The sequence below is a fragment of the Streptomyces sp. NPDC104814 genome (assembly GCF_055583185.1).
Window position 1 is genome coordinate 1 of record NZ_JBVJOL010000004.1, and the last position, 21903, is coordinate 21903.

A 21903-nucleotide genomic window follows, 5' to 3' on the forward strand; every position below is an offset into this window, starting at 1 on the left:
GCATGAGCCTGGCCCGCACCGGCCTCGCCGCCGGCGCCAAGCCCAAACGCCGCGCCGCCAAGAAGTCCGGCCCCGTCGCCTCCGGCGACACCCTCGCCTCCCCCATGCAGGGCACCATCGTCAAGATCGCCGTCGAGGAAGGCCAGGAAGTCAAGGAAGGCGACCTCGTCGTCGTCCTCGAGGCCATGAAGATGGAACAGCCCCTCAACGCCCACAAATCCGGCACCATCAAGGGCCTCACCGCCGAAGTCGGCGCCTCCCTCACCAGCGGCGCCGCCATCTGCGACATCACCGACTGATACGACGGGTAGAGACCGGGAAACGCAAGCGCCCGGCGGACCGCGCCACCGCGGCCGCCGGGCGCTCGTGGGTCAGGCCGGCGTCAGGCGGACCGGCACCGCCTGGTGGCCGTTGCTGATCAGGGACGGCACCGGGGGCAGTTCACCGGCCGGCACCGCGAGCGCCATGTCCGGGAAGCGGGCGAAGAGCTGGCGCAGCACCTCCACGACCTCCAGGCGGGCCAGCGGGGCGCCGAGGCAGAAGTGCACCCCGTGGCCGAAGGCGAGATGCTCCTTGAGGGTGCGGGTGACGTCGAAGGCGTCGGCGTCGTCGCCGTGCCAGTCGGGGTGGCGGTTGGCGGCGCCGTAGGAGGCGACGATGGCCTCGCCGCGCGCGATGGTGACGCCGCCGGGCAGTTCGATGTCGGTGACGGCGTAGCGCAGCGGCAGGTGCTTGACGGCGGGTGAGTGCCGCAGCGTCTCCTCGACGACGTCGTCCCAGCCCACCTTGCCGCTGCGGACCAGGTCGAGCTGGCCGGGGTGGGTCAGCAGGGCCACGACGGCCTGGTCGATGACGTTGACGGTGGTCTCGTACCCGGCGCTGATCATCAGCAGGAGCGTGTCGCGCAGTTCCTCGGCGGTCAGGCCGCTGCCGTCGGTCTCCTCGTCGCGGGCCGCGATGAGCAGGGACGTCATGTCGTCGCCGGGGGTGGCGGTCTTGGTGGCGATCAGCTCGTCGAGGACGCCGTACAGGGTGACGGTGTTGGCGTAGGACTCCTCCTGGCTGAGGGTGGTGTCGAAGACGCCGTCCACCAGCTGCCGGAAGCCGGCCCGCTGGTCCTCGGGTACGCCCATCAGGTGGCCGATCACGGAGATGGGCAGCGGGTAGGCCAGCTGTTCGCGCAGGTCCACGACCTGCCCGGCGGGCCGGGCGGCGAGCGCGTCGATCAGCTCGGTGACCAGGGCCTCGACGGCCGGGCGCATCTCCGCGATGCGCCGGGCACTGAAGGCCGGGGCCACCATGCGCCGCAGCCTGCGGTGGTCGGCGCCGTAGGCGGTGAACATGTTCTGGACCGCGACCCACAGGGCGAGCGGCCAGGTGGCGACCCGCTGTTCGAACTCGGGCCAGTGCGCGCGGGCGTCCTTGGACACCGCCGGGCTGGTCAGCAGCTGCTTGAGGAGCGCGGGGTCGGTGACCGACCAGGCCTGGACGCCGAGGATGTCCACGCGCGCGGCCGGGCCCCGCTCACGCAGGGTCCGGTGCTCCTCGTGGGCGGTGGCGCCGGTCGGGTCGAGGACGAGCGGAGGGTGCTGGGACATGCTGGTCTCCTGGGAAGAGGGCTGGCTCAGACGACGGCGGGGAACCGGACGGGCAGGGCTTCCAGGGCGCGGTGGAAGGGGCCGGGGCGCCAGGCGAGTTCGGACCGGGGGCAGGCGAGATCCAGCTCCGGCAGCGCGTCCAGCAGGCAGCTGATGGCCGTCTCGGCGATGAGGTAGGCGTGGGTCCTGGCCGGGCAGGTGTGCGGGCCGATGCTCCACGACAGGTGGGCGCGGTTGCCCGCGAGCTGCACCGCGGTGAGGCCGGCGGTGACGGCCGGGTCGTTGTTGCAGGCGGCCATGGAGATGACGACGGGCTGGTGTGCGGGGAGCAGCACGCCCTCGACGTCGATCGGGTACGGCGGGTAGCTGATGCAGTAGTTGGCCATCGGCGGGTCGGTGTACAGGACGGTGTCGAGGGCGTCGCGGACGGGCTGGCCGGCGTGCAGGCCCGCGGAGAACTGCTCGTCGGTGAGGATTCTGAGCACGGTGTTGCTGATCAGGTTGGTCAGCGGTTCGATGCCCGCGCCGTACAGGGTCACGAGCTGATGGGCCATCTCGACGTCGTCCAGGCCGGCGGAGTGCGCGATGAGCCGGGAGGTGATGTCGTCGCCGGGCTGCCGGCGCCGCAGGGCGACGAGGTCACCCACGGCCCGGCCGAGGATCTCGTTGCCCCGGGCCGCCGTCTCGGCCTCCGCCTCGAAGATCTTGGCCATGCCGTCGGCGATGCGCCGGCCGATCTCGTCGGGGCAGCCGAGCAGCGCGCTGAGCACGCGGAAGGCGATGGGCCAGGAGTACTGGGTGAGCAGATCGGCATGGCCGAGGGCGCGGAACTCGCCGATGGCCGCGGCGGCGACCTGCTCCACCAGGGCGCGCAGGGTGTGCTGGTCGACGGCCTGGATGCTCGCGGTGTTGGCGGCGCGGTAGCGGGTGTGCTCGGCGCCGGACGAGCGCAGCGCGTTGGGGCGCCACTCCATCATCGGTTTCACCGGGCAGGTCTCGGGGACCGACTGCTGCCAGATCCGCGGGTCGGCGGGAAAGTGCAGTGGGTCGTTGAGGATGCGCCGGGCCTGGTGGAAGCCGATGACCAGGGTCGCGGGGACGCCGGGGGCGAGGTCGACGGGGACCAGCGGCCCGATGTCGCGGCGCATGCGCTCGTAGACCGCGTGCGGGTCGTCGGCGAACTCGGCGTCGTAGAGCGCGATCCGCGTCGCGGGGCTCGCGCTGCCGGGGGCGTGGGTCGTCATGAACGGGGCTCCACCAGGGGGGCTAAGGCCTGACGGCTGGTCAGGTACTCGAGGAGGGTGATGAGCGCGTACACGCAGGAGCGGCGGTCACGCGCGTCGCACTCGGTGAGCGGGGTGTCGTCGTCCAGGGCGAGCGCCTGCCGGATCTCGTGCAGGGGGTAGCGGGGCGCGTCGGGGAAGACGTTGATGACGACGGCGTACGGCGTGTTCTGGTCCTCCAGCAGGCTCAGCACCTCGTGACAGCCGTCGAGGTCACGCGTGTCGGCGAGGACCACCGCGCCCAGCGCGCCCTCGGTCAGCCCTTGCCACAGGGGGCGGAAGCGGGTCTGGCCGGGGGTGCCGAAGAGGTAGAGCACCAGGCGGTCGCCGAGCAGATGGATGCGGCCGAAGTCCATGGCGACCGTGGTGGCCGTCTTGTGCGGCTTGCCGCGCAGATCGTCCACGCCGACGCTCGCCTCGGTGATCGGCTCCTCCATGCGCAGCGGGGTCACCTCGGAGACGCTGCCGACGAAGGTGGTCTTGCCGACGCCGAACGCGCCGGCGACGACGATCTTCGCCGACCGGGTGACGCCGGGGGCGAGGTAGGAGAGGGCGGGCCGGTCAGACGAGTTCGCGGAGTCCACGCAGCACCTCCTGTAGCAGGTCGGATCCGGGCCGGTCCTCCTCGGCGGGGGCCGGCGCGGTGAGATGGCCGCTGTCCATGAGCGCGGAGACGATGATCCGGACCGTGGACGGCGGCAGTTCCAGCGCGGCGGCGACGTCCGCGACGGCCAGTCCGCCGCGTCCGCCGGCGAACAGGCGCATCACGCGGCGGGCGTCCGGCCCCAGCCTGTCGGTGGGGCCGGACGCGGCGACGAGCACCGTCTCCAGGCGGACATCCCGGCTGGGGCGGTCGCGTCCGCCGGTGCGGACGTAGGGCCTGATCATGTCCGGGTCGTGCCGCGGACCGCTCACGTCGTGGTGCCGCCTTCCGCGGCCGGGCGGCGGCCGGCCACGTCCATCTCGTGGCCGAGCCGGGTCGCGAGGCGCACCATGTGGTGGGTGATCAGGCCGACGTCCGCCTCGGGGCCGGTGGTGACGACGGAGAGCATGGTGTTCCTCGCGGCCGCGGTCGTCAGCCCGATGCGGCCCTGCGACTCGATCAGCAGCTGGCACATGCCCTTGCCGCCGACGTGCTCGTCCCATGCCTTGCCGGCGGCCCGCAGCGACGCGGTCACGGCGGCGAGCTTCTCCGCGTCCTCCTGGCCGATGGTCTGCGTCCGGGCCTGCAGGAGTCCGTCGCCGCTCATCAGCACGGCGTACTCGACGCCCTCGACGGTGCCGAGTTCCTGGTCGAGCAGCCATCCCAGGCTGTTGCTGTGCGTGTCGCGCATGGTCAGTGTCCTTCGGTGGGTCCGTTGTCTTCCGGCAGCCGGCGGCCGCGGCGGCTGCCGGCCGCCCAGGCGGCCGCGACGCCGGGCCGGCCCGGTACGACGGTGTCCTCGGCCGGTGGCGGGGGTGTACTGCGCGGCCGGGCCGGGCGCCGGCGGACGGTGAGGCCGCTGGCGGTGGTCCGGGCGGGCTCCGGGTCGGCGCCTTCCGCTGGGGCCGGTTGGGTGGCGGCCTGCCAGTCGGGTGCGGCGGCCGGTTCTGGTACGGCGGGTTGCGCCGCGGCGGCGAGGGGAGCGGGGGCCTGTGCGGCGGGCCGGGAGGTGGCGGGCTCTGCGGCGGGCCGCGGGGCGGGGGCCGGCGTGGACAGGAGGCTCTTCGGCAGTACGAGGACGGCCCGGGTGCCCTGGTAGATGTTCGGCGCGGTGAGCTCGACGCGGAAGCCGTAGTTCTCGGCGAGCAGCGAGGCGACCCGCAGGCCGGTCTGCGGGTGGGCACCGAGCCGTGTGATGTCGTCGCGGTGCTTGCCGGACATGATGTCGCTGGCCCACAGCAGGCGTTCGTCGTCCATGCGCAGCCCGGCGTCGTCCACGATCAGGAAACAGGCGTGGTGGCCCTCCTCGACGGAGACGTGCACGCGGGCGGTCGGCGGGGAGTACCGCAGGGCGTTGTCCAGCAGCAGCGCCAGGGTGTGCACGACGGCCTCGACGGCCCGGCTCTCCACCGCGACGGTGTCCAGCTCGTGGTGTTCGATGCGCTGGTAGCCCTCGATGCGGCCCATCGCGGCGCGGATCACATCGGTCAGGGTGGTGCGGGGCCAGCGCCGGGAGAGCTTGTCGCCGGCGAGGACGGCGTAGCCCTGGGCGGTGAGCAGCATCTGCTGTGCGATGTGGTCGATGTGCACGAGGGTCGCGTACGCCTCGTCGTCCTGGTGGGAGCGCACGCCCTGGCTGATCTCCCGGCTCAGCCGGGACGCCTTGGCGACGACGTCGGACGCGAAGCTGCGCACGGCGGCGCGGGTGGCCTCGCGGGCGTCGCGCTGCGCCTTCTCGACCTCCCGGTCGGCCGCGGCGCGGATCTGCGCGGTGTGCTCGTCGGCCGTGGCGTGCGCCGTCTCGCGCACCTGGGTCACGGTGGCGGTCAGCCGGCCGGCGAGCTCGCCCAGCCGGCCGGCGAGCGGTGTGCGTGCCAGCGAGGGGGGCGGGGCGAGGTCGGCGGCGGATGCCTCGCCCGCGGCCAACGCCGGTATCGCCGCGCCGAGTCGGCCGAGTGCGTACTCCGCGGCCTGCAACTGCTCGGTGAGGTGCTGCGCGTGGCCGCGCAGTTGCTCGGCTCTGCCGCGCTCCCGCCGGTACACGCGGTGGAAGTGCCAGGTGGTCCCGGTGGCGGCCAGGGCGACCGCGGTGCCGGCGGCCAGTAACAGGTCGGTCATCGAGTCCTCTCCAAGGGGTCCGGCGCGTGGACCGGCCGGCCCGGGGCATGGCGGACGGGCGGGGTGGTCCCACCGGCTGGATGCGGGCATGACAGCCCAGACACCGGGAGCCTCGTGAGCCCGCGCGCCCGCGGGCGGTCCTGCGCCGGTGAGGACGCGGCGCGGATCCTGCCGGTGTCGAGTGTGGCGCGGCCGAGGTGAACGGGCCTGCCGACAGGGCCTGTCCGGCGGATCATGTCGGCGTCGCGGGGTCTGGTACGCCCATGTGCGGCGTTGTCGTCACTCGCCGACTCCCCCAAGCTCTGCGAGCAGGGGGGACCCCCGCCGCGTCGACTCCCTGCTCCGCCTTGCAGCTGGACGCACCGGACCCCGCTCACCTGCACTGCGCAAGTGCAGCCGTTGCGTGCGGCCGACCTGATCCGCCGGACAGGCCCTACGTCGGGGAAGGCGGCGGGCACAGTGTCCTTTCGGGTCCGCGGTCTCGTCGTCCTGCGTCGCATCGGCGACGCCCGGTGGCCGTTGCCGGTCCGCCCGGAGTTTATCGGCAAACCCGCAGTGTGTTCGACGCTTCGGCCCGGAACCTGTGAAAGATCCATGACGACCCGGCAGCGGCCCTGACCTGCGGGTCCGTTCCTTCGCCTATGTCCCGAACGACCCTGGTACGCAGGGAGGTCGACCCGTTTGCGTGCCCCGCCCGGCGCTACCGCCCTGCGGTGCGGGCCGGTCGGTACCGCAGCCCGGCGCCGGCCCGGTCTCGTGTAATCGTCGCCGGAAGATCCCCCGGGGGTGGGGGCGTCACTGGGGGGCGGCTTTGGAAGAGTTGGCGGCGGCCGACCCACGGCAGGCGGGGCGCTACCGGATCCTCGCACGGCTGGGGGCGGGCGGGATGGGCCGCGTGTTCCTGGGGCTGTCGGCGACGATCGGCAGGTAGTACGCGCCGTCCCTGAACCACCGCGGCCCGCGGCTGACCGACGTCTACGCCAACGACGCCTACGGCATGGTCGACTTCCAGGCGCTCGGCACCGCGGCCGGCAGATGGGTCAGCGGCGCCCCGGCGGCGCGGAGCGGACGCCGGCGCGGAACTTCGGGATGCGCACGGTGACCTTCATCCCCGCGCCCACGGCGGTCTCGATGACCAGCCCGTAGGCGTCGCCGTACACCTGGCGCAGCCGCAGGTCCACGTTGCCCAGCCCGATGCCGGTGGACGGCCCGCCGGTTCCCTTCAGGATCCGGCGCAGCCGCTCCGGGTCCATGCCGACCCCGTTGTCCTCGATGATCACCCGGGCCTCGGGACCGTCGTCCTCCGCGAGGATGGTGACACAGCTGCGCTCCACGCTGTCCTCCAGACCGTGCTTGAGGGCGTTCTCCACCAGCGGCTGCAGACACAGGAACGGCAGCGTCACCGACAGCACCTCCGGTGCGATCCGCAGGTTCACCTCCAGCCGGTCGCCGAAGCGGGCCCGGGCCAGCTCCAGGTACTGCTCGATGGAGCGCAGTTCGTCCGCGAGCGTGGTGAAGTCACCGTGCTTGCGGAAGCTGTAGCGGGTGAAGTCGGCGAACTCCAGGAGCAGTTCGCGGGCCCGGTCGGGGTCGGTGCGGACGAAGGAGGCGATGGAGGCGAGGGAGTTGTAGATGAAGTGGGGGGATATCTGTGCCCGCAGCGCCCGGATCTCCGCCTCGATGACGTCGGAGCGGCTGCGCTCCAGGTCGACCAGTTCGAGTTGCACGGAGACCCAGCGGGCCACCTCGTCGGCGGCCCGGGCCAGGACCGCGGACTCCTCGGCCCCGAAGGCCCCGAGCGCCCCGGTCCGGCGGCCGTCGACGGCCAGCGGGGTGACGACGCCCCAGCGCACCGGACAGCCCGGCTGCCGGCAGACGACCCGGACGGCCTGGGTCGCGCCCTTGCCCACCACCTCGGGCATCAGCCGCTCCACCAGATCGCGGTGGTGGGCGCCGGGCCCCTCCCAGACGAGCACCGTCTCCTCGTCCGTGAGCGTCATGGACGCCTCGCCCAGCAGGGGCCGCAGCCGCCGGGCCGCTTTGCGCGCGGTGTCGGGGGTGAGCCCGGCACGCAGCGGACGCGCGGCGAGGGAGGCGGTGTGCAGCGTGTGGAAGGTGGCGCGCTCCACGTCGGTGCCGAACCCGGGCGGCTCCCGGCGGCCCGCTCGTGCGGTCAGGTGTCCGGCGGCGGCGCCGAGCGCGAACAGCGCGGTGCCGCCGGCGGTGAGGAGGGTGACGACCGCGTTGCTCATGAGCGGACTCCCGTCTCGGGCAGGTGCAGCCGGGCCATGATCGCGGTGGTGCCGCGCGGGACGCGGTGCCGGGTGGCGAGGGACACCACGATCATGGTCGCGAAGCCCAGCGGCACCGACCACACCGCCGGCCAGGCGCACAGCACGTGCAGCCACCCGGAGCCGGGTGTGCCGCCCATCGCCGCGGCGACCGCGAGCAGCGCGCAGCCCCCGCCCACCACCAGGCCGGCCGCTGCGCCGGGCGGGGTGAGGCCCCGCCACCAGATTCCCAGGACCAGCAGCGGGCAGAACGACGAGGCGGAGACGGCGAAGGCCAGTCCGACGGCGCCGGCGGCGGGCAGGTCCGGCAGGGCGAGGGAGGCGGCGACCGGTACCGCGATGCCGAGCAGCGTGGCGAGCCGGAAGTGCCGTACGCCGAGGGTGGGCAGGACGTCCTGGGCGAGCACTCCGGCGACCGACAGGGTGAGCCCGGAGGTGGTGGACAGGAACGCCGCGAACGCTCCGCCGGCGACCAGCGCCCCGGCCAGGTCACCGGCCATGCCGCCGATGAGCCGCTGGGGCAGGACGAGCACCGCCGCGTCCGCGTCGCCGGACAGCGTCAGATCGGGGGCGTACAGACGGGCGAGCGCGCCGTAGACGGGCATGAGGAGGTAGAAGACGCCGAGCAGTGCGAGGACGATGACGGTGGTGCGGCGGGCGGCGCGTCCGTCCGGGTTGGTGTAGAAGCGCACCACGACGTGCGGCAGCCCCATGGTGCCGAGGAACGTGGCCAGGATCAGGCCGTACGTGGCGTACAGGCCGTGCTCCTCGCGGCCCTGCGACACCGGCCGCGCCCAGCCGGCGAGCAGCGCGCGGGCCCGCTCGGGGACCGCCGGCCGGGGCACGCGCGCCCCGGCGGGGAAGCGCAGCGCGCTGCCGGCCGCGACGCGGTGCGTGCCCTCGGCGAGCAGGATCTCCTCGCGGTCGTGGTACGTGCCGTCGACCGTGCCCCGCGCGGTGACGCGGACGGGGCGGTCGATCGCGAGGTCCTGCGGGGTGTCCAGGCTGACGAGCGTGGGCCGGTGGAAGGTGGCCGGGCGGTCCCAGGACGGCTGCGGGGCGTGGTCGGCGCGCCAGGCGGCGAGCAGGAAGAGCACGGGGAGGAGCAGCGCGGTCAGTTTCACCCAGTACTGGAAGGCCTGGACGAAGGTGATGCTGCGCATGCCGCCGGCCGCCACCGCTGTCGTCACCACCGCGGCGACCAGCAGACCGCCGAACCACTGGGGGGCGCCGGTGAGCAGGCGCAGGGTGAGTCCGGCGCCGCGCAGCTGTGGCACCAGGTAGAGCCAGCCGATGCCGACGACGAACACGGAGGCGATGCGCCGTACCGCCTGGGATTCCGTCCGCGCCTCGGCGAAGTCGGGCAGCGTGTAGGCGCCGGAGCGGCGCAGGGGGGCCGCGACGAAGATCAGCAGGACGAGGAACCCGGCCGTGTAGCCGATCGGGTACCACAGCATGTCGACGCCCTGGGCGAGCACAAGCCCGGCGACACCCAGGAACGACGCGGCCGACAGGTACTCGCCGCTGATGGCGTAGGCGTTCAGCCGTGGCGGGACGCTGCGGGAGGCGACGTAGAAGTCGGACGTGGTGCGGGAGATGCGCAGGCCGAGCGCGCCGACGAGCAGGGTGAGCGTCACGACCGCGCAGACCGCGGCTATCGCGTAGGTCTGGTTCAACCCGTCGCCCCCTGCGCGTCGTGCGGGCCGGCCCGCGCCGTCTCACGAGGGGTCCGGCACCGGGGCTCGCCTGGTCGTGGCCGCCGCCTCGGCGGTGATCACGTGTGGCGGTGAGTGTACGCAGCGGTGTCGCGGCGGAACAGGTGCCGTACGCGCTTCCGGACCCTGATGCCGGGGGCCGGGGCCGGGCGGTGCCCGGCCGGGTCAACGGCCGTGCGGCGGGCCCCCGTTCGCTCGCTGCACGAGGAGATCGCGCAGTTCGCGGGCGTTGCGCCGGCTCACGGCGAGGATCCGGTCGCCGATGCGCACGCTCAGGCTGCCGCCGTCGAGACGGAGTTCCTCGATGCTCGCCAGACGGACCAGATACCGCCGGTGGATGCGGACGAAGCCGCGGGGCCGCCAGCTCTCCTCCAGGGCGGCGAGGGAATGGCGGATCAGGTGGCCGGCGCCCTGGCGGGTGTGCACGCGGGCGTAGTCGCCCTGTGCCTCGACGTGGGTGATGTCGTCGATGTCGACGAACCGCGTCACTCCGCCGAGTTCCACCGGCAGACGGGAAGCCCCCACGGCGGAGGAGCGGGCCGGGTGGACGCCGCCCGGCCCGGGGGCGCGGGCCGCGGCACCAGGGCGGGCCTGGGCGGCAGAGGCGCCGGGAGCGACGCCGAGGATCTCGGTCACCCGTCGCACCGCCTCCGCGAACCGCTCCCTGCGCAGGGGTTTGAGCAGGTAGTCGACGGCCTTGAGGTCGAAGGCCCGCACCGCGTGGTCCTCGTGGGCGGTGACGAACACGATCAGCGGCGGTGTCGCGAACCCGGCCAGCAGGTGCGCCATGTCGAGACCGCTGAGGCCGGGCATGTTGATGTCCAGGAAGACGACGTCGATGCCGTCGTCCGCGTCCGCTCCCGCGCCGACGGCCCGGCCGAGCCGGCGCAGTGCCTCGGTGGCCCCCTGGGCTCCTTCGGCGTGGCCGACGCGGGCGTCGTCGCGCAACAGGTACAGCAGTTCCTCCAGGGCGGGTGCCTCGTCGTCGACCGCGAGCGCCCGCAGGCCCGCTCGCCGCGGCACCCGGTCGTGTCCGTCCGTGCCGCCCGCACTCCCGTCGCCCATCCGACCCCTCCCCCAGGCTCCCTCGGGCGGCCCACCTCGTGCGATGGGCTTCCCCAAGGACGATAGCCACGACCCGACCGGGTCCGTCCAGACCCTCGTACCGGGGCGCGTCTCGCGCCTCGCGGCGACGCCGCTGGGCCGAGGTCACGGCTCCTCGGACCGCGCGGACACGGCGTACTCGTTCTCGTGACGTTCCGCGCGGCGCACGTACCAACGTCCGATGCACAGCAGGACCGGATAGGGCACCAGCCCGAGGGCGAGCCATACGACGAGGGGAGCGTGCCCCTGCGCGTCGAGAGGCGGCACCAGACGCAGTATCAGAGGCAGCGGCCCGAGCAGGGCGACGAGCAGCGCGGCCGCGCTCAGGGCGAGCCTGGCCTGCCTGCGCAGCAGCGCCCGGACCAGGGGGGCGTCCTCGGGGTCACCGGCGTCGCTCGCGCCGGCCGGCCCCGGATGCGGGCGCGGGGCACCGGACCGGGTCGCGACCGGCTCTCCGGTGACCACCTCGCGCCGGGGGACGGCGTCCGCGCCCACTCCCGCACCCCCCGCGATCGCCCGGGCCGCATTGCTGCGGTGAGTGTACGCAGCGCCGTGATCGCTCACCAGACGGCCGGGAAGGCGCGCCGAGCGGTGACGGGTCAGCCCCGTTCTGCGGTAAGTCTGAGGTCCTGGTGGGCGATCTCCAGCTCGACGAAGCACTCCTCGGCCTTGCGGAAGGCGATCTCCAGGGCGGCCGCCGCACGCGGCCCCGCGTGCGCCGCCGACCACCGCCGTACGTCGTCCAGGACGTCGGACCAGCGGCCGGCGGCGCTCTTGACCCTTCCCACCGTCTCGGCGAGTTCGTGCGCGGTCCGCGGGGAGCCGGACGGCAGCCGTCGCAGCTCGTCCAGCAGTTCCTGGATCTCGGCCATGCGGCTCCTCCCTCGGACCACCCGGGAAAGATGGCCTGAACCGCACGATAGGCGGGGGCCCGCTCGCCTTCCCCGCCCGAAGCCAGGCGGATCGGCGAGCGGTCCGTGTCGTCGCCGGACGGTCGGCGCCGGCGGGCGAACGGGGGACGAGCCCGTCGGCGCCGGCCGTCCGTGCACCGGGTGCCGGGTCAGCGGCCGGCCGTCGTCGCCTCGCGCGGGCCCGGGTTGCGGTCGTCGGTGCCCAGCGCGCGCAGGATCTCCTCGACGCTGTCCTTGGCGTCGCCGAAGAGCATGCTGCTGTTCTCGCGGAAGAACAGCGGGTTCTGCACCCCCGCGTAGCCGGAGGCCATGGAGCGCTTGAAGACGATGACCTGCTCGGCCTCCCAGACCCGCAGCACCGGCATGCCGGCGATCGGGCTGGACGGGTCCTCGGTCGCGGCGGGGTTGACCGTGTCGTTCGCCCCGATGACCAGGACGACCGAGGTGGCGGCGAAGTCGTCGTTGATCTCGTCCATCTCCAGGACGATGTCGTACGGCACCTTCGCCTCGGCCAGCAGCACGTTCATGTGCCCCGGCAGGCGCCCAGCCACGGGGTGGACGCCGAAGCGGACCTCGACGCCCCGCTCCCGCAGCCGGCGCGTCAGTTCCGCGACGGGATGCTGGGCCTGCGCGACGGCCATGCCGTAGCCGGGGGTGATGATCACCGAGCCGGCGTGGGCGAGCATCTCGGCCGCCTCCGCGGCGCGCACCTCGCGGTGCTCGCCCTGCTCCTCGGCGCCGCCGGAGGGCGCCTCGATGCCGAAGCCGCCCGCGATGACGGAGAGGAAGGACCGGTTCATCGCCTTGCACATGATGTACGACAGGTAGGCGCCGGAGGAGCCGACGAGCGCGCCGGTGACGATCAGCAGGTTGTTGTCGAGCAGGAAGCCGGCCGCTGCCGCCGCCCAGCCCGAGTAACTGTTCAGCATGGAGACGACGACGGGCATGTCGCCGCCGCCGATCGAGGCGACCAGGTGCCAGCCGAGCGCCAGCGCCAGCACGGTCACCGCGATCATCAGCGGCAGGTTCGGGCGGACCGTGAACCACACGGTCAGTGCGACGAACGCGACCAGCGCGCCGACGTTCAGCGCGTTCTTGCCGGGCAGCATCAGCGGGCGGGACTTGATGCGCGCCGACAGCTTGAGGAACGCGACGATCGAGCCGGTGAAGGTGACGGCGCCGATGAAGATGCCGATGAACACCTCGGCGTGGTGGATGCCCAGCAGGTCGGCGCCGATCCGGGTCTGCTCCGAGCCGTGCGCTTCCACCTCGAGGTAGCTGTTCCAGCCGACCAGGACCGCGGCGAGACCGACGAAGCTGTGCAGCACCGCGATCAGTTCCGGCATCTGGGTCATCTCGACGCGGCGGGCACGCCACAGGCCGATCGCGGCACCGAGCGCCATCGCCAGCACGATGAGGGCCACCGCTCCGGCGGTGATGCTCTGCGCCGCCACCACGACCGTGGCGGCCAGCGCGAGAGCCATGCCGGCGATGCCGTAGACGACGCCGGCGCGGGAGGTGCGGTGCTGGGACAGGCCGGCCAGGCTCAGGATGAACAGCAGCGCGGCGACCAGGTCGGCAGCGTGGGAGGCTGTCAGGGAGGTCATCTCGGCTCAGCCTTTCGAGAACATGGACAGCATGCGGCGGGTGACGGCGAAGCCGCCGAAGATGTTGACGCTCGTGAGCAGGATCGCCACGACCGACAGCACGGTGACGAGCGTGCTCTCGTGCCCGAGCTGGAGGAGGGCACCGATCACGACGATGCCGGAGATCGCGTTGGTCACCGACATCAGCGGCGTGTGCAGCGCGTGGTGCACCTTGCCGATGACGTAGTAGCCGATCACCACCGCCAGCGCGAACACCGTGAAGTTCCCGGCGAGTTGGGCGGGCGCGAAGGCGACCAGCAGGAACATCGCGAGCATGCCGAGCCCGATCAGGGTGAAACGGCCCGCCGGGGTGAGGCGGGCCCGCTTCGGCTCGGGTGCGGCGGCGGCCGCGGCCGCTTTGGGCGGTGCGGCCGGTGCGGCGGAGACCGACACGGGCGGCGGCGGCCAGGTGACGTCGCCGTCCCGCACCACGGTGACGGCCCGCTGCACGACGTCGTCGAAGTCGATCGTCAGCTGCCCGTCCTTGCCGGGCGTGAGCAGCTTGACCAGGTTCACCAGGTTGGTGCCGAACAGCTGCGAGGCCTGGGCGGGAAGCCGGGAGGCGAGGTCGGTGTAGCCGATGATGGTGACGCCGTTGTCGGTGACCACCGCCCGGCCGGCGACCGTGCCCTCGACGTTGCCGCCCTGGGCCGCGGCCATGTCGACGATCACGCTGCCCGGCTTCATCGCGGCCACGTCCCGTGCGGTGAGCAGGCGCGGCGCGGGGCGGCCCGGGATCAGCGCGGTGGTGATCACGATGTCCACGTCCTTCGCCTGCTCGTGGTAGAGCTCGGCGGCGGCGCGGTCGTAGTCGGCGGTGGTCGCCTTGGCGTACCCGTCGGTGCTCGCCTCCTGGGCGACGTCCACCGCCAGGTACTCGCCGCCCAGCGACTTCACCTGGTCCGCGACCTCGGGCCGCGGGTCGGTGGCGCGCACGATGGCGCCGAGGCTGGAGGCGGCGCCGATCGCGGCCAGACCGGCGACACCCGCGCCCGCGACGAGCACCTTCGCCGGCGGCACCTTGCCCGCCGCGGTGACCTGGCCGGTGAAGAACCGGCCGAAGACGTGCGCGGCCTCGATGACCGACCGGTAGCCGGCGATGTTCGCCATCGACGACAGGACGTCCATGGACTGGGCGCGCGAGATGCGCGGCACCGCGTCCAGTGCCAGCGCGGTGATGCCGGCCTCGGCGAGCGTCCGGAGCAGCTCGGGCCGCTGTGCCGGGGCCAGTACGGCGATCAGGCTCGCGCCCGTCCGCAGCCGGGCGATCTCCGCGTCGGAGGGGGCGTTCACCTTCAGCACGACGTCCGCGGTCCAGGCCTCGCCGATCTCGGCGCCTGCCTCGCGGTAGGCCTGGTCGCTGAAGCCGGACGCGGCGCCGGCCTCGGGCTCCACCACGACCTCGTAGCCGAGGCCGAGCAGCTGACGCACCGTGGCGGGGGTCGCCGCGACACGCGTCTCCCCGGAGGCGGACTCGGCGACGACGCCGATGCGCTGCGGTGGGTGGTGCGCGGGTTCATGGGCAGACATTCTCGTGGTCTCTCCTCGGAGGAGGTGGACGGGTATCCGCGATCAGTGGGAGTCCACAAGCCGTGTTCCCCTGATGGACGAGGTCGTAGGAACCTACCCGTCACGGTCGCCCGAGCTAAGGGGGCGGGGCCGTGGTTTGTTTCACTCGATGAAACACCGGTCATCGTGTATGGCCACCGGGTGCGCCCCTCCTGCCCCCGTGCCCTCGCGGAGTGCCCCGCCCGTCCACCGGACGCCGTCACATGGTGCGCGGCGGCGCTTCATGATCGTCCGGAACGGTTCCGGCCGTGGATCGGGCCGCCCTCCCTCGGGCGTGGCTCGGCGCGGCGTGCCCGGGGCCGTGCGGGGTCTCGCCGTCCGCGCCGGCCAGGGTGCGGCAGGCGTCGATCAGGAGACCGTGGAAGTGGTGCACCCGTAGAAGTCCCAGGTCTCCAGGGTGCGTTCGGGCCCCGCGGGCACGATCTGCAGCACCATGAAGTTCCCGCGTCCCGGGTGGCGATGTCGGTGACCACTGATAGCGTGCCACCCCCTGTCGACAAGATCACGAAAGGACGGCACCTGTGCGGGAAGTGACGCGCCACGCTGTCAGCGGCCGGCGTCTGACCGAGGCGCTCGGGGACATCCACACACGGGCCCGGGGGCGCGTGCACGGGCTGCGGCACGACGACGCGTCCCCGCAGCGGCTGCGCGAGATGGGTGCCGAACTCGTCGCCCACGTGGCCGCCCGGACGGTGTCGGAGCCCGCGCTCGACGAGACCTCGCGGCTCGCTCTGCGGACCGCGGCGGAGTGCGCGCTGGGAGCGCTGAGCATCGGGTGTTTCCCCGACGGGGACCAGGAGGTCGCCTTCCCGCTCATCGAGGCGCGGCTCACCAGCGAGGACGTCGCCTTCGGTGACACGGTCGACCACGCTCCCACGGCCAGGACTTGGCTGGACGCGTTCGAGTTGTGCCTGGTCAGCGGGCTGGTGTGGGACTGGCAGCGGGTGACCGGCCTGCTGCTGCGCGGTGACTGCGCCGCGGCGGTGCGGGACGGGGCGCCGCACTCGCGGTTCACGCCCGTGTCCGAGCCGTCGGATCTCGCGGCCATGGACGCCCTGTGCCGTTACCTGACCGAGGCGGAGGGTCATCTGCCGCGGGACTGGCCGACCGTACCGCTGTGCAAGCCGGACGACGACGCGCGCGCCGAAGCCGCCCGGCACCTGGACGCGGCGGGCTCGGCCGACCCGGACCAGCGCCTGCTGCGGATACTTCTCGACGACGACCAGGACCGCTTCGAGGAGGCACTCGCGGACCGGCTCGCCGGACACCGCCGGGGCGTGGGAGCCGATCCGGCGCCCGCGACCCTCCTTCCGCTCGGCGTGCTCGCCCTGGCCGTCCTCGCGGTCCAGGTGCACGGCTGGGAGCTCGGCGTCCGCTCCGGCTATCTCCCGCCCGACCTGCTGGGCTCGCCGCTGGCGCTGCAGCAGGCGGACGCCCTGGGCGTCAACGACCTGGGGTACTGGGCCGCCAAGTAGCGCCCGGCCGCAGGCGGAAAGTCGGCCATGGTGGCGACCTCCGGCGGGTTGAGTCTCGCCCGTGGCGCATGGCTTTGCTCCTCCGACGGGTCCGGCCTCGCCACCAAGTGGGGCGGATTCAGGAACCTCGCCCGGGCGAGGGCGGCTTCCTGGTGCGGGCCGAGGAAACCGGACGGGTGGCCGCCGCCTGTTACGGCGCCCTGGACCGCGGCGCTGATCGCTGCGAGGCGTCACGAACAACGACCGACACCACCAGGGCACGCTTCCGCGCCCTGGTCGGCACAGCCGGGGCCGCGACGGCGGCACTCCCCGGCGGCAGGCGCCCCGTGGCCCTTCCCCCGGTGCCGGCGAACGCACGCCCGGCCGCACCCGCCGACGCACGCCCGGCCCCATCTCACTGCGAGCCGAGCCACACCGCCGTGTCGCGGGGCAGCCTGCCGTCCCGGGTGAGGGGGCCGCTGGCCAGGAGCAGCCGTGCGTGCGACGGCAGCTCCACGGGCGCGCCGGAGAGGTTGACCACACACTGCAGGCCGCCCGGGCGGGCGAAGGCGAGAACGCCGTGCGGGGCGGGGAGCCAGGTCATCGGGCCGTCGCCGAAGCCTTCTTCGGAGCGGCGCAGCGCCAGGGCCTGCCGGTAGAGGGTGAGCATCGACTCCGGGTCGCGGCTCTGCCGGTCGACGGCGTACGCGGCCCAGCCGGCGGGCTGCGGCAGCCAGGGTTCACCGTGCGAGCCGAAGCCGGCGTAGGGCGCGTCGGCCTCCCAGGGCAGCGGGATGCGGCAGCCGTCGCGCCCCGGGTCGGTGCCCCCGGACCGGAAGTGCATGGGGTCCTGGATGCGGTCGAGGGGGACGGCGGCCTCGGGCAGGCCCAGTTCCTCGCCCTGGTAGAGGTAGACGGAGCCGGGCAGGGCCAGGGTCAGCAGGGCCGCGGCGCGGGCGCGCCGGGTGCCGAGTTCCAGGTCGGTGGGTGTGCCGAAGGCCTTGGTCGCGAAGTCGAAGGCGGTGTCCCGGCGGCCGTAGCGGGTGACGGTGCGGGTCACGTCGTGATTGCACAGCACCCAGGTGGCCGGGGCGCCGACCGGGGCGTGCTCGGCGAGGGTGTCGTCGATCGCGCGCCGCAGCCGGTCCGGCTCCCAGGGGCAGGTGAGGAAGGTGAAGTTGAACGCGGTGTGCAGTTCGTCGGGGCGCAGATAGCGGGCGAAGCGTTCGGCGTCGGGGAGCCAGACCTCGCCGACGAACACGGCGCCGTACGCGTCGGCGATCGTGCGCCAGGAGCGGTAGATGTCGTGCAGTTCGTCCTGGTCGACGTAGGGGTGCGGGTCGACGCCCTCGGTGAAGTCCGCGAGCGCCGGGTCCTTGACGAGGAGGGCCGCGGAGTCGATGCGTACGCCCGCCACTCCGCGTTCGAACCAGAAGCGCAGGATGTCCTCGTGCTCCCGGCGCACCGCCGGGTGTGCCCAGTTGAGGTCGGGCTGCTCGGGGGTGAACAGGTGCAGGTACCACTCGCCGTCGTCCACCCGGGTCCAGGTGGGGCCGGCGAACTGGGAGGGCCAGTCGTTGGGCGGGAGTTCACCCGCGGCGCCGCGGCCGGGCCGGAAGTGGAAGAGTTCGCGCTCCGGGCTGCCGGGTCCGGCCTCCAGGGCGGCGCGGAACCACGGATGCCGGTCGGAGACGTGGTTGGGCACGATGTCGACGATCACCCGGATGCCGTTCTCCGCGGCCTCGGCGATCAGTTTCTCGGCGTCCGCCAGGGTGCCGAAGGCCGGGTCGATGGCACGGTAGTCGGCGACGTCGTATCCGCCGTCGACCATCGGGGAGGCGTACCACGGGGTGAACCAGACGGCGTCCACGCCGAGTTCGGCGAGGTGGGGCAGTCTCGCGCGGACGCCGGCCAGGTCTCCGACGCCGTCACCGTCGCCGTCGGCGAAGCTGCGGGGGTACACCTGGTAGATGACGGCGTCTCGCCACCAGGCGTCGGTGCGGGGCGGGTGAGGGGCTGCCACGTGAGAGGTCCTTTCGGGCAGGGGTGGGTACTTCGCCGCCGGCCCGGAGGCTGCGGGGCGTCGGACGGGCCGGCGGCGAAGGTCGGGGAGGCGGTGCGCGAAGCGGTCCGCGGGGTTGCGGTGCCGGGTGTGCGGCGGGGGGTCAGCCCTTGAGACCGCCGGCCGTCAGTCCGCTCATGATGTTGCGCTGGAAGAGCAGGAAGAGCAGCAGCGTGGGCAGTGAGGCGATGGTGAGCGCCGCGATCAGGACGTTCACCGGGACGCCGTTGGACAGCGAGTAGATGCCGACGTTGAGGGTCTGCTTGGAGGGGTCGGGCAGGGTGAGCATCGGCCAGAGGAAGTCCTTCCAGATGCCGACGACCGCGAAGATCGACACCACGCCGAGGACGGGACGGGAGATCGGCAGCACGATCGACCACAGGACGCGCATCGGGGAGGCGCCGTCCATGGCCGCGGCGTCGAGGAGCTCCTTGGGGATGGAGTCGAAGAACCGCTTCAGCAGAAAGATGTTGAAGGCGTTGGTGACGGACGGCAGCCAGATCGCCCAGGGGGTGTCCAGCAGGTTGCGTTGCACGACCGGCACGTCGAGAACGGTCAGGTACTGAGGTACGACGAGCACGGTCGCCGGGATCATCAGCGTGGCGAGCATCATGCCGAGGATCGCCTTGCCGAGGACGGGCCGCAGCTTGGACAGCGAGTAGGCGGCCGCGACGTCGAGGACGAGCTGGAAGGCGAGGGCGCCGAAGGCGTAGTAGAGCGTGTTGAGCAGCAGGGTGGAGAGGTCCATGACCTCCCAGGCGCGCGCGTAGTTGTGCGGGGCGAACGACTTCGGCACCCAGGTCGGGGGTGTCTGGACCACCTCCTGGCTGTCCTTGAAGCCGCTGGAGATCATCCAGTACAGGGGGCCCAGGAAGACCAGGGTGAACCCGGTGACGACCACCGCGAAGACGGTCCAGTAGACGGCCTTGCCACGCGGGCGGGCGAGCTGGGCCGGTGAGATGAGTGTGCGTGTGGACATGCCGGTCTCCCCCGGTCTACTCGTCTTCGGCGCGGCTGAGCTTGGCGTACCCCGCCGAGAACCCGGCGAGCAGGACGAGCAGGAGCAGTCCGAGCGCCGCCGCGGCGCCGTAGTTGTTGAAGTTGAAGGCGTACTGGTAGATGAGGTAGACGACCGTGGTGGTCGAGCCCTCGGGGCCGGCGCCGCCGGTGAGCAGGAACGGCTCGACGAAGACCTGCATGGTGGCGATGATCTGCATCAGCAGCATCAGCGACAGGACGAGCCGGGTCTGCGGGATGGTGACGTGCCAGATCTTGCGCAGCAGGCCGGCGCCGTCGAGTTCGGCCGCCTCGTAGAGTTCGCCGGGGATGCCCTGGAGCGCCGCGAGGTAGATGAGGGCGGCGCCGCCCATGTTCATCCAGGTCGCGGCGACGACGACGGACGGCATGGACAGGTCCGGGTCCTGGAGCCACTGCTGCTCGGGCAGGTGCAGGAACCGCAGCACCTCGTTCAGCAGGCCGTACCCCGGGTCGTAGAGGTACTTGAAGAGCAGCACCGAGGCGACCGGGGGCAGCATCACCGGCAGGTAGACCAGCAGTCTGAGGTAGCCCTGGCCGTGGTGGAACTCGTTGATGACGAGCGCGACGACGAACGGGACGGCGAAGCCGAGCAGCAGCGCGAGGACGGTGAACAGCGCCGTGTTGCGCCAGGCCTGCCAGAAGGCCGGGTCGTTGAAGACGGTGGTGAGGTTGTCCAGGCCGGCCCAGCTGGTGTGGCCGGACTCGGTCTTCTGGAAGGCGAGGACGAACTCCCGGATCATCGGGTACCAGGAGAACACCGCGAAGCACAGGACGGCGCCGATGAGGAAGCCGTGCGCGGTCAGGTTGCGGCGCAGGTTCCTGACGAACCGGTCGCTGCGGGACGGGGGGCCCGCCTGTGGGGGCAGGCCGTGCGGGCGGGTGGAGCCCGTCTTGCTCAGGGTCAGGCTGGGGGCCGGCATCGTCGCTCCTCGGTGCGTGCTGGTCGGGCGTCACGGTCGCGGGCGGCGCTTCGCGGGGCCGCGGGGGGCGTCGCGCGGTGGGCGCCGTGCGGGGCGGGGGGCGGGTCCGGGCCCCTCCCCCGCCGTGGCCGTCACTGGCCGGCCAGGACCTGGTTCACCTGTGCCTCGGCCGTGGACAGCAGCTTGTCCAGGTCGGCGTCCTTGTCGGTGAGGACGCCGGACATCACGTTGTCGAGGACCTTGTAGAGCTCCTGCGCCTTGGGCGGTTCGGCCTTGCCGGGCACGGGGTTGTCCATGAACGTCCTGAAGTTGGCGACCGGCATGGTGGCGTTGGCGACGCGGGCGGCGTCGTCCTTCTTCTTGGACTCACCCAGCCAGAAGTTGGGCTGCGGGACGCCGACGGGGAGCTGGTCGGCCTTGGCACGGGCCCAGTCGAACTGGCCCTTGCCGACGGTGAGGTTCTTGTAGTTCAGCCAGGCGACGGCAGCCTTGATCTTGTCGGCGGAGATCCCCTTCTTGATCATGTAGTTGTTGCCGCCGGCCAGCGTGTTCTTCTCCCCGGGGATCGGTCCCATGCCGAAGTTCTCGTACTTCGCGCCCAGTTGCTGGACCATGTAGGCGATGTCGTCGGGGGCGGCGAGGAACATGCCGAGCTTGTCGGTGGCGATCTGCTTCTGCAGGTCGCCCCACTTCAGCAGCTGGGTCTTGCCCATGCTGTCGTCCTCCCAGCGCATGGCGTGGAGGTTGCCGACGACCTGCTTGCCGATCTCGTTGTTGAACGCGGCCTTCTTGCCGCTGGTGTCCACGACGTCTCCGCCGAGGCTGTACATCTGCGCCGTGAAGTGCCAGCCGCCGGTGTTGGCCGCGCTGTACTCGCCGTAGCCCGCGATGCCGTTGCCGAGTCCGGCGATCTTCTTGGCGGCGGCGCGGACCTCTTCCCAGGTGCGGGGCGGGTTGTCCGGGTCGAGGCCGGCCCGCTGGAACAGGGTGCGGTTGATCAGCAGGCCCATCGTGTAGTTGCTGGTGGGCAGGCCGTAGAGCTTGCCGTCGTGCTTGAGCGAGCCGAGGACGTTCGGGTCGATGTCCTTCAGCGCGGGGACCGTCCTGTCGTTGACGTAGGCGGTGATGTCCTCGGCGCCGTCGTTGTCGAGCACCTGCGGCAGGTCGGTGAAGTACGTGTAGAACACGTCGGGCTGGGACTTGGCCTTGAGCATCGCGGTGAAGCGCGGCGGTTCCAGGCACTGGCCGGGGGTGGAGCGGCCCTCGATCGTGACGTTCGGGTAGACCTTGTTGAAGGCGGCGACGTCCTCCTTCCACTCCTTCAGCTCGGCCGCCTTGGCCGCCGGGGGCATGCAGTCGATGGTGATCGTCACCTTGGTCTTCGGGTCGAGCGGCGCGGCCGGGTCGGACGACCCGCCGGCGGAGTTGCCGCTGCCGTTGTCGCTGCTGCTGGTGCCGCAGGCGGCGAGAGCGGTGAGCGCGAGGGCGGAGACGACGACCACCGCACCGGTACGGCGGGTACGGCGGAGCCGGGCTGTTCTCATGGGTGGT

Annotated in this window: 19 protein-coding genes; 2 read left to right on the forward strand and 17 right to left on the reverse strand. The window is 72.6% G+C overall.

Annotation, left to right across the window (positions count from 1 at the left end):
• The coding region (locus ACZ64A_RS15820; protein ID WP_469810846.1) for an acyl-CoA carboxylase biotin carboxyl carrier protein subunit at nt 1-299 on the forward strand (299 nt) is incomplete at its 5' end.
• Between the two features lie 72 nt (nt 300-371).
• On the opposite strand, the gene ACZ64A_RS15825 is transcribed toward ACZ64A_RS15820, so the two are convergent.
• The 13 genes from ACZ64A_RS15825 to ACZ64A_RS15885 all read right to left on the reverse strand — a co-directional run bounded on the left by ACZ64A_RS15825 (nt 372) and on the right by ACZ64A_RS15885 (nt 14839).
• The gene (locus ACZ64A_RS15825; RefSeq protein ID WP_469810847.1) at nt 372-1598 is read right to left on the reverse strand and encodes a cytochrome P450 family protein; all 1227 of its coding nucleotides are present in this window, start codon (nt 1596-1598) and stop codon (nt 372-374) included.
• A gap of 26 nt (nt 1599-1624) precedes the next feature.
• Nucleotides 1625-2842 (reverse strand): cytochrome P450, encoded by a 1218-nt coding sequence (locus ACZ64A_RS15830; protein ID WP_469810848.1) that lies wholly within the window; start codon nt 2840-2842, stop codon nt 1625-1627.
• Entirely contained in the window at nt 2839-3465 is a 627-nt protein-coding gene (locus ACZ64A_RS15835) for a GTP-binding protein (RefSeq protein WP_469810849.1), read from the reverse strand. Before ACZ64A_RS15835 ends, ACZ64A_RS15830 begins: the two co-directional genes overlap by 4 nt.
• Nucleotides 3443-3769, reverse strand: a complete 327-nt coding sequence (locus ACZ64A_RS15840) for a DUF742 domain-containing protein (RefSeq protein WP_469811368.1) — start codon at nt 3767-3769, stop codon at nt 3443-3445. The genes ACZ64A_RS15835 and ACZ64A_RS15840 overlap by 23 nt, the downstream gene beginning before the upstream one ends.
• Before the next feature lie 23 nt (nt 3770-3792).
• Nucleotides 3793-4215 (reverse strand): roadblock/LC7 domain-containing protein, encoded by a 423-nt coding sequence (locus ACZ64A_RS15845; RefSeq protein WP_469810851.1) that lies wholly within the window; start codon nt 4213-4215, stop codon nt 3793-3795.
• Between the two features lie 2 nt (nt 4216-4217).
• On the reverse strand, nt 4218-5642 hold the full coding sequence (locus ACZ64A_RS15850; protein ID WP_469810852.1) for an ATP-binding protein: 1425 nt from the start codon (nt 5640-5642) through the stop codon (nt 4218-4220).
• A gap of 1040 nt (nt 5643-6682) precedes the next feature.
• A complete protein-coding gene (locus ACZ64A_RS15855) occupies nt 6683-7894 on the reverse strand; it encodes a sensor histidine kinase (RefSeq protein WP_469810853.1) in 1212 nt (403 codons plus the stop codon).
• The gene (locus tag ACZ64A_RS15860) at nt 7891-9609 is read right to left on the reverse strand and encodes a sodium/solute symporter (RefSeq protein WP_469810855.1); all 1719 of its coding nucleotides are present in this window, start codon (nt 9607-9609) and stop codon (nt 7891-7893) included. Before ACZ64A_RS15860 ends, ACZ64A_RS15855 begins: the two co-directional genes overlap by 4 nt.
• A 204-nt stretch (nt 9610-9813) precedes the next feature.
• Nucleotides 9814-10713: a LytR/AlgR family response regulator transcription factor gene (locus ACZ64A_RS15865; RefSeq protein ID WP_469810856.1), complete on the reverse strand. Its 900-nt coding sequence runs from the start codon at nt 10711-10713 to the stop codon at nt 9814-9816.
• A 144-nt stretch (nt 10714-10857) separates the two neighbouring features.
• Entirely contained in the window at nt 10858-11247 is a 390-nt protein-coding gene (locus ACZ64A_RS15870; protein WP_469810858.1) for a hypothetical protein, read from the reverse strand.
• Between the two features lie 104 nt (nt 11248-11351).
• On the reverse strand, nt 11352-11624 hold the full coding sequence (locus ACZ64A_RS15875; RefSeq protein ID WP_469810859.1) for a hypothetical protein: 273 nt from the start codon (nt 11622-11624) through the stop codon (nt 11352-11354).
• Between the two features lie 188 nt (nt 11625-11812).
• A complete protein-coding gene (gene pntB / locus ACZ64A_RS15880; protein WP_469810860.1) occupies nt 11813-13270 on the reverse strand; it encodes a Re/Si-specific NAD(P)(+) transhydrogenase subunit beta in 1458 nt (485 codons plus the stop codon).
• 6 nt (nt 13271-13276) lie between these two features.
• Complete coding sequence (locus tag ACZ64A_RS15885) at nt 13277-14839, reverse strand: Re/Si-specific NAD(P)(+) transhydrogenase subunit alpha (RefSeq protein WP_469810861.1); 1563 nt, start codon at nt 14837-14839, stop codon at nt 13277-13279.
• Nucleotides 14840-15399: 560 nt separating this feature from the next.
• Between ACZ64A_RS15885 and ACZ64A_RS15890 the strand changes: the two genes are divergently transcribed.
• Entirely contained in the window at nt 15400-16353 is a 954-nt protein-coding gene (locus ACZ64A_RS15890; RefSeq protein WP_469810862.1) for an immunity 49 family protein, read from the forward strand.
• A 394-nt stretch (nt 16354-16747) separates the two neighbouring features.
• On the opposite strand, the gene ACZ64A_RS15895 is transcribed toward ACZ64A_RS15890, so the two are convergent.
• The 4 genes from ACZ64A_RS15895 to ACZ64A_RS15910 all read right to left on the reverse strand — a co-directional run bounded on the left by ACZ64A_RS15895 (nt 16748) and on the right by ACZ64A_RS15910 (nt 21896).
• Nucleotides 16748-18355: a glycoside hydrolase family 13 protein gene (locus tag ACZ64A_RS15895; protein ID WP_469810863.1), complete on the reverse strand. Its 1608-nt coding sequence runs from the start codon at nt 18353-18355 to the stop codon at nt 16748-16750.
• A 142-nt stretch (nt 18356-18497) separates the two neighbouring features.
• A complete protein-coding gene (locus ACZ64A_RS15900) occupies nt 18498-19373 on the reverse strand; it encodes a carbohydrate ABC transporter permease (protein ID WP_469810864.1) in 876 nt (291 codons plus the stop codon).
• 16 nt (nt 19374-19389) lie between these two features.
• Entirely contained in the window at nt 19390-20352 is a 963-nt protein-coding gene (locus ACZ64A_RS15905; RefSeq protein WP_469810865.1) for a carbohydrate ABC transporter permease, read from the reverse strand.
• A 131-nt stretch (nt 20353-20483) separates the two neighbouring features.
• The gene (locus ACZ64A_RS15910; RefSeq protein ID WP_469810866.1) at nt 20484-21896 is read right to left on the reverse strand and encodes an extracellular solute-binding protein; all 1413 of its coding nucleotides are present in this window, start codon (nt 21894-21896) and stop codon (nt 20484-20486) included.
• Nucleotides 21897-21903 lie beyond the last annotated feature (7 nt).

Coding starts and splice junctions, on each gene's coding strand:
- ACZ64A_RS15865 (WP_469810856.1), bottom strand. CDS start 10,713: ATGGGCGACGGGAGTGCGGGCGGCACGGACGGACACGACCGGGTGCCG.
- ACZ64A_RS15900 (WP_469810864.1), bottom strand. CDS start 19,373: ATGTCCACACGCACACTCATCTCACCGGCCCAGCTCGCCCGCCCGCGT.
- ACZ64A_RS15905 (WP_469810865.1), bottom strand. CDS start 20,352: ATGCCGGCCCCCAGCCTGACCCTGAGCAAGACGGGCTCCACCCGCCCG.
- ACZ64A_RS15830 (WP_469810848.1), bottom strand. CDS start 2,842: ATGACGACCCACGCCCCCGGCAGCGCGAGCCCCGCGACGCGGATCGCG.
- ACZ64A_RS15910 (WP_469810866.1), bottom strand. CDS start 21,896: ATGAGAACAGCCCGGCTCCGCCGTACCCGCCGTACCGGTGCGGTGGTC.
- ACZ64A_RS15845 (WP_469810851.1), bottom strand. CDS start 4,215: ATGCGCGACACGCACAGCAACAGCCTGGGATGGCTGCTCGACCAGGAA.
- pntB (WP_469810860.1), bottom strand. CDS start 13,270: ATGACCTCCCTGACAGCCTCCCACGCTGCCGACCTGGTCGCCGCGCTG.
- ACZ64A_RS15825 (WP_469810847.1), bottom strand. CDS start 1,598: ATGTCCCAGCACCCTCCGCTCGTCCTCGACCCGACCGGCGCCACCGCC.
- ACZ64A_RS15855 (WP_469810853.1), bottom strand. CDS start 7,894: ATGAGCAACGCGGTCGTCACCCTCCTCACCGCCGGCGGCACCGCGCTG.
- ACZ64A_RS15850 (WP_469810852.1), bottom strand. CDS start 5,642: ATGACCGACCTGTTACTGGCCGCCGGCACCGCGGTCGCCCTGGCCGCC.
- ACZ64A_RS15885 (WP_469810861.1), bottom strand. CDS start 14,839: ATGTCTGCCCATGAACCCGCGCACCACCCACCGCAGCGCATCGGCGTC.
- ACZ64A_RS15875 (WP_469810859.1), bottom strand. CDS start 11,624: ATGGCCGAGATCCAGGAACTGCTGGACGAGCTGCGACGGCTGCCGTCC.
- ACZ64A_RS15840 (WP_469811368.1), bottom strand. CDS start 3,769: ATGATCAGGCCCTACGTCCGCACCGGCGGACGCGACCGCCCCAGCCGG.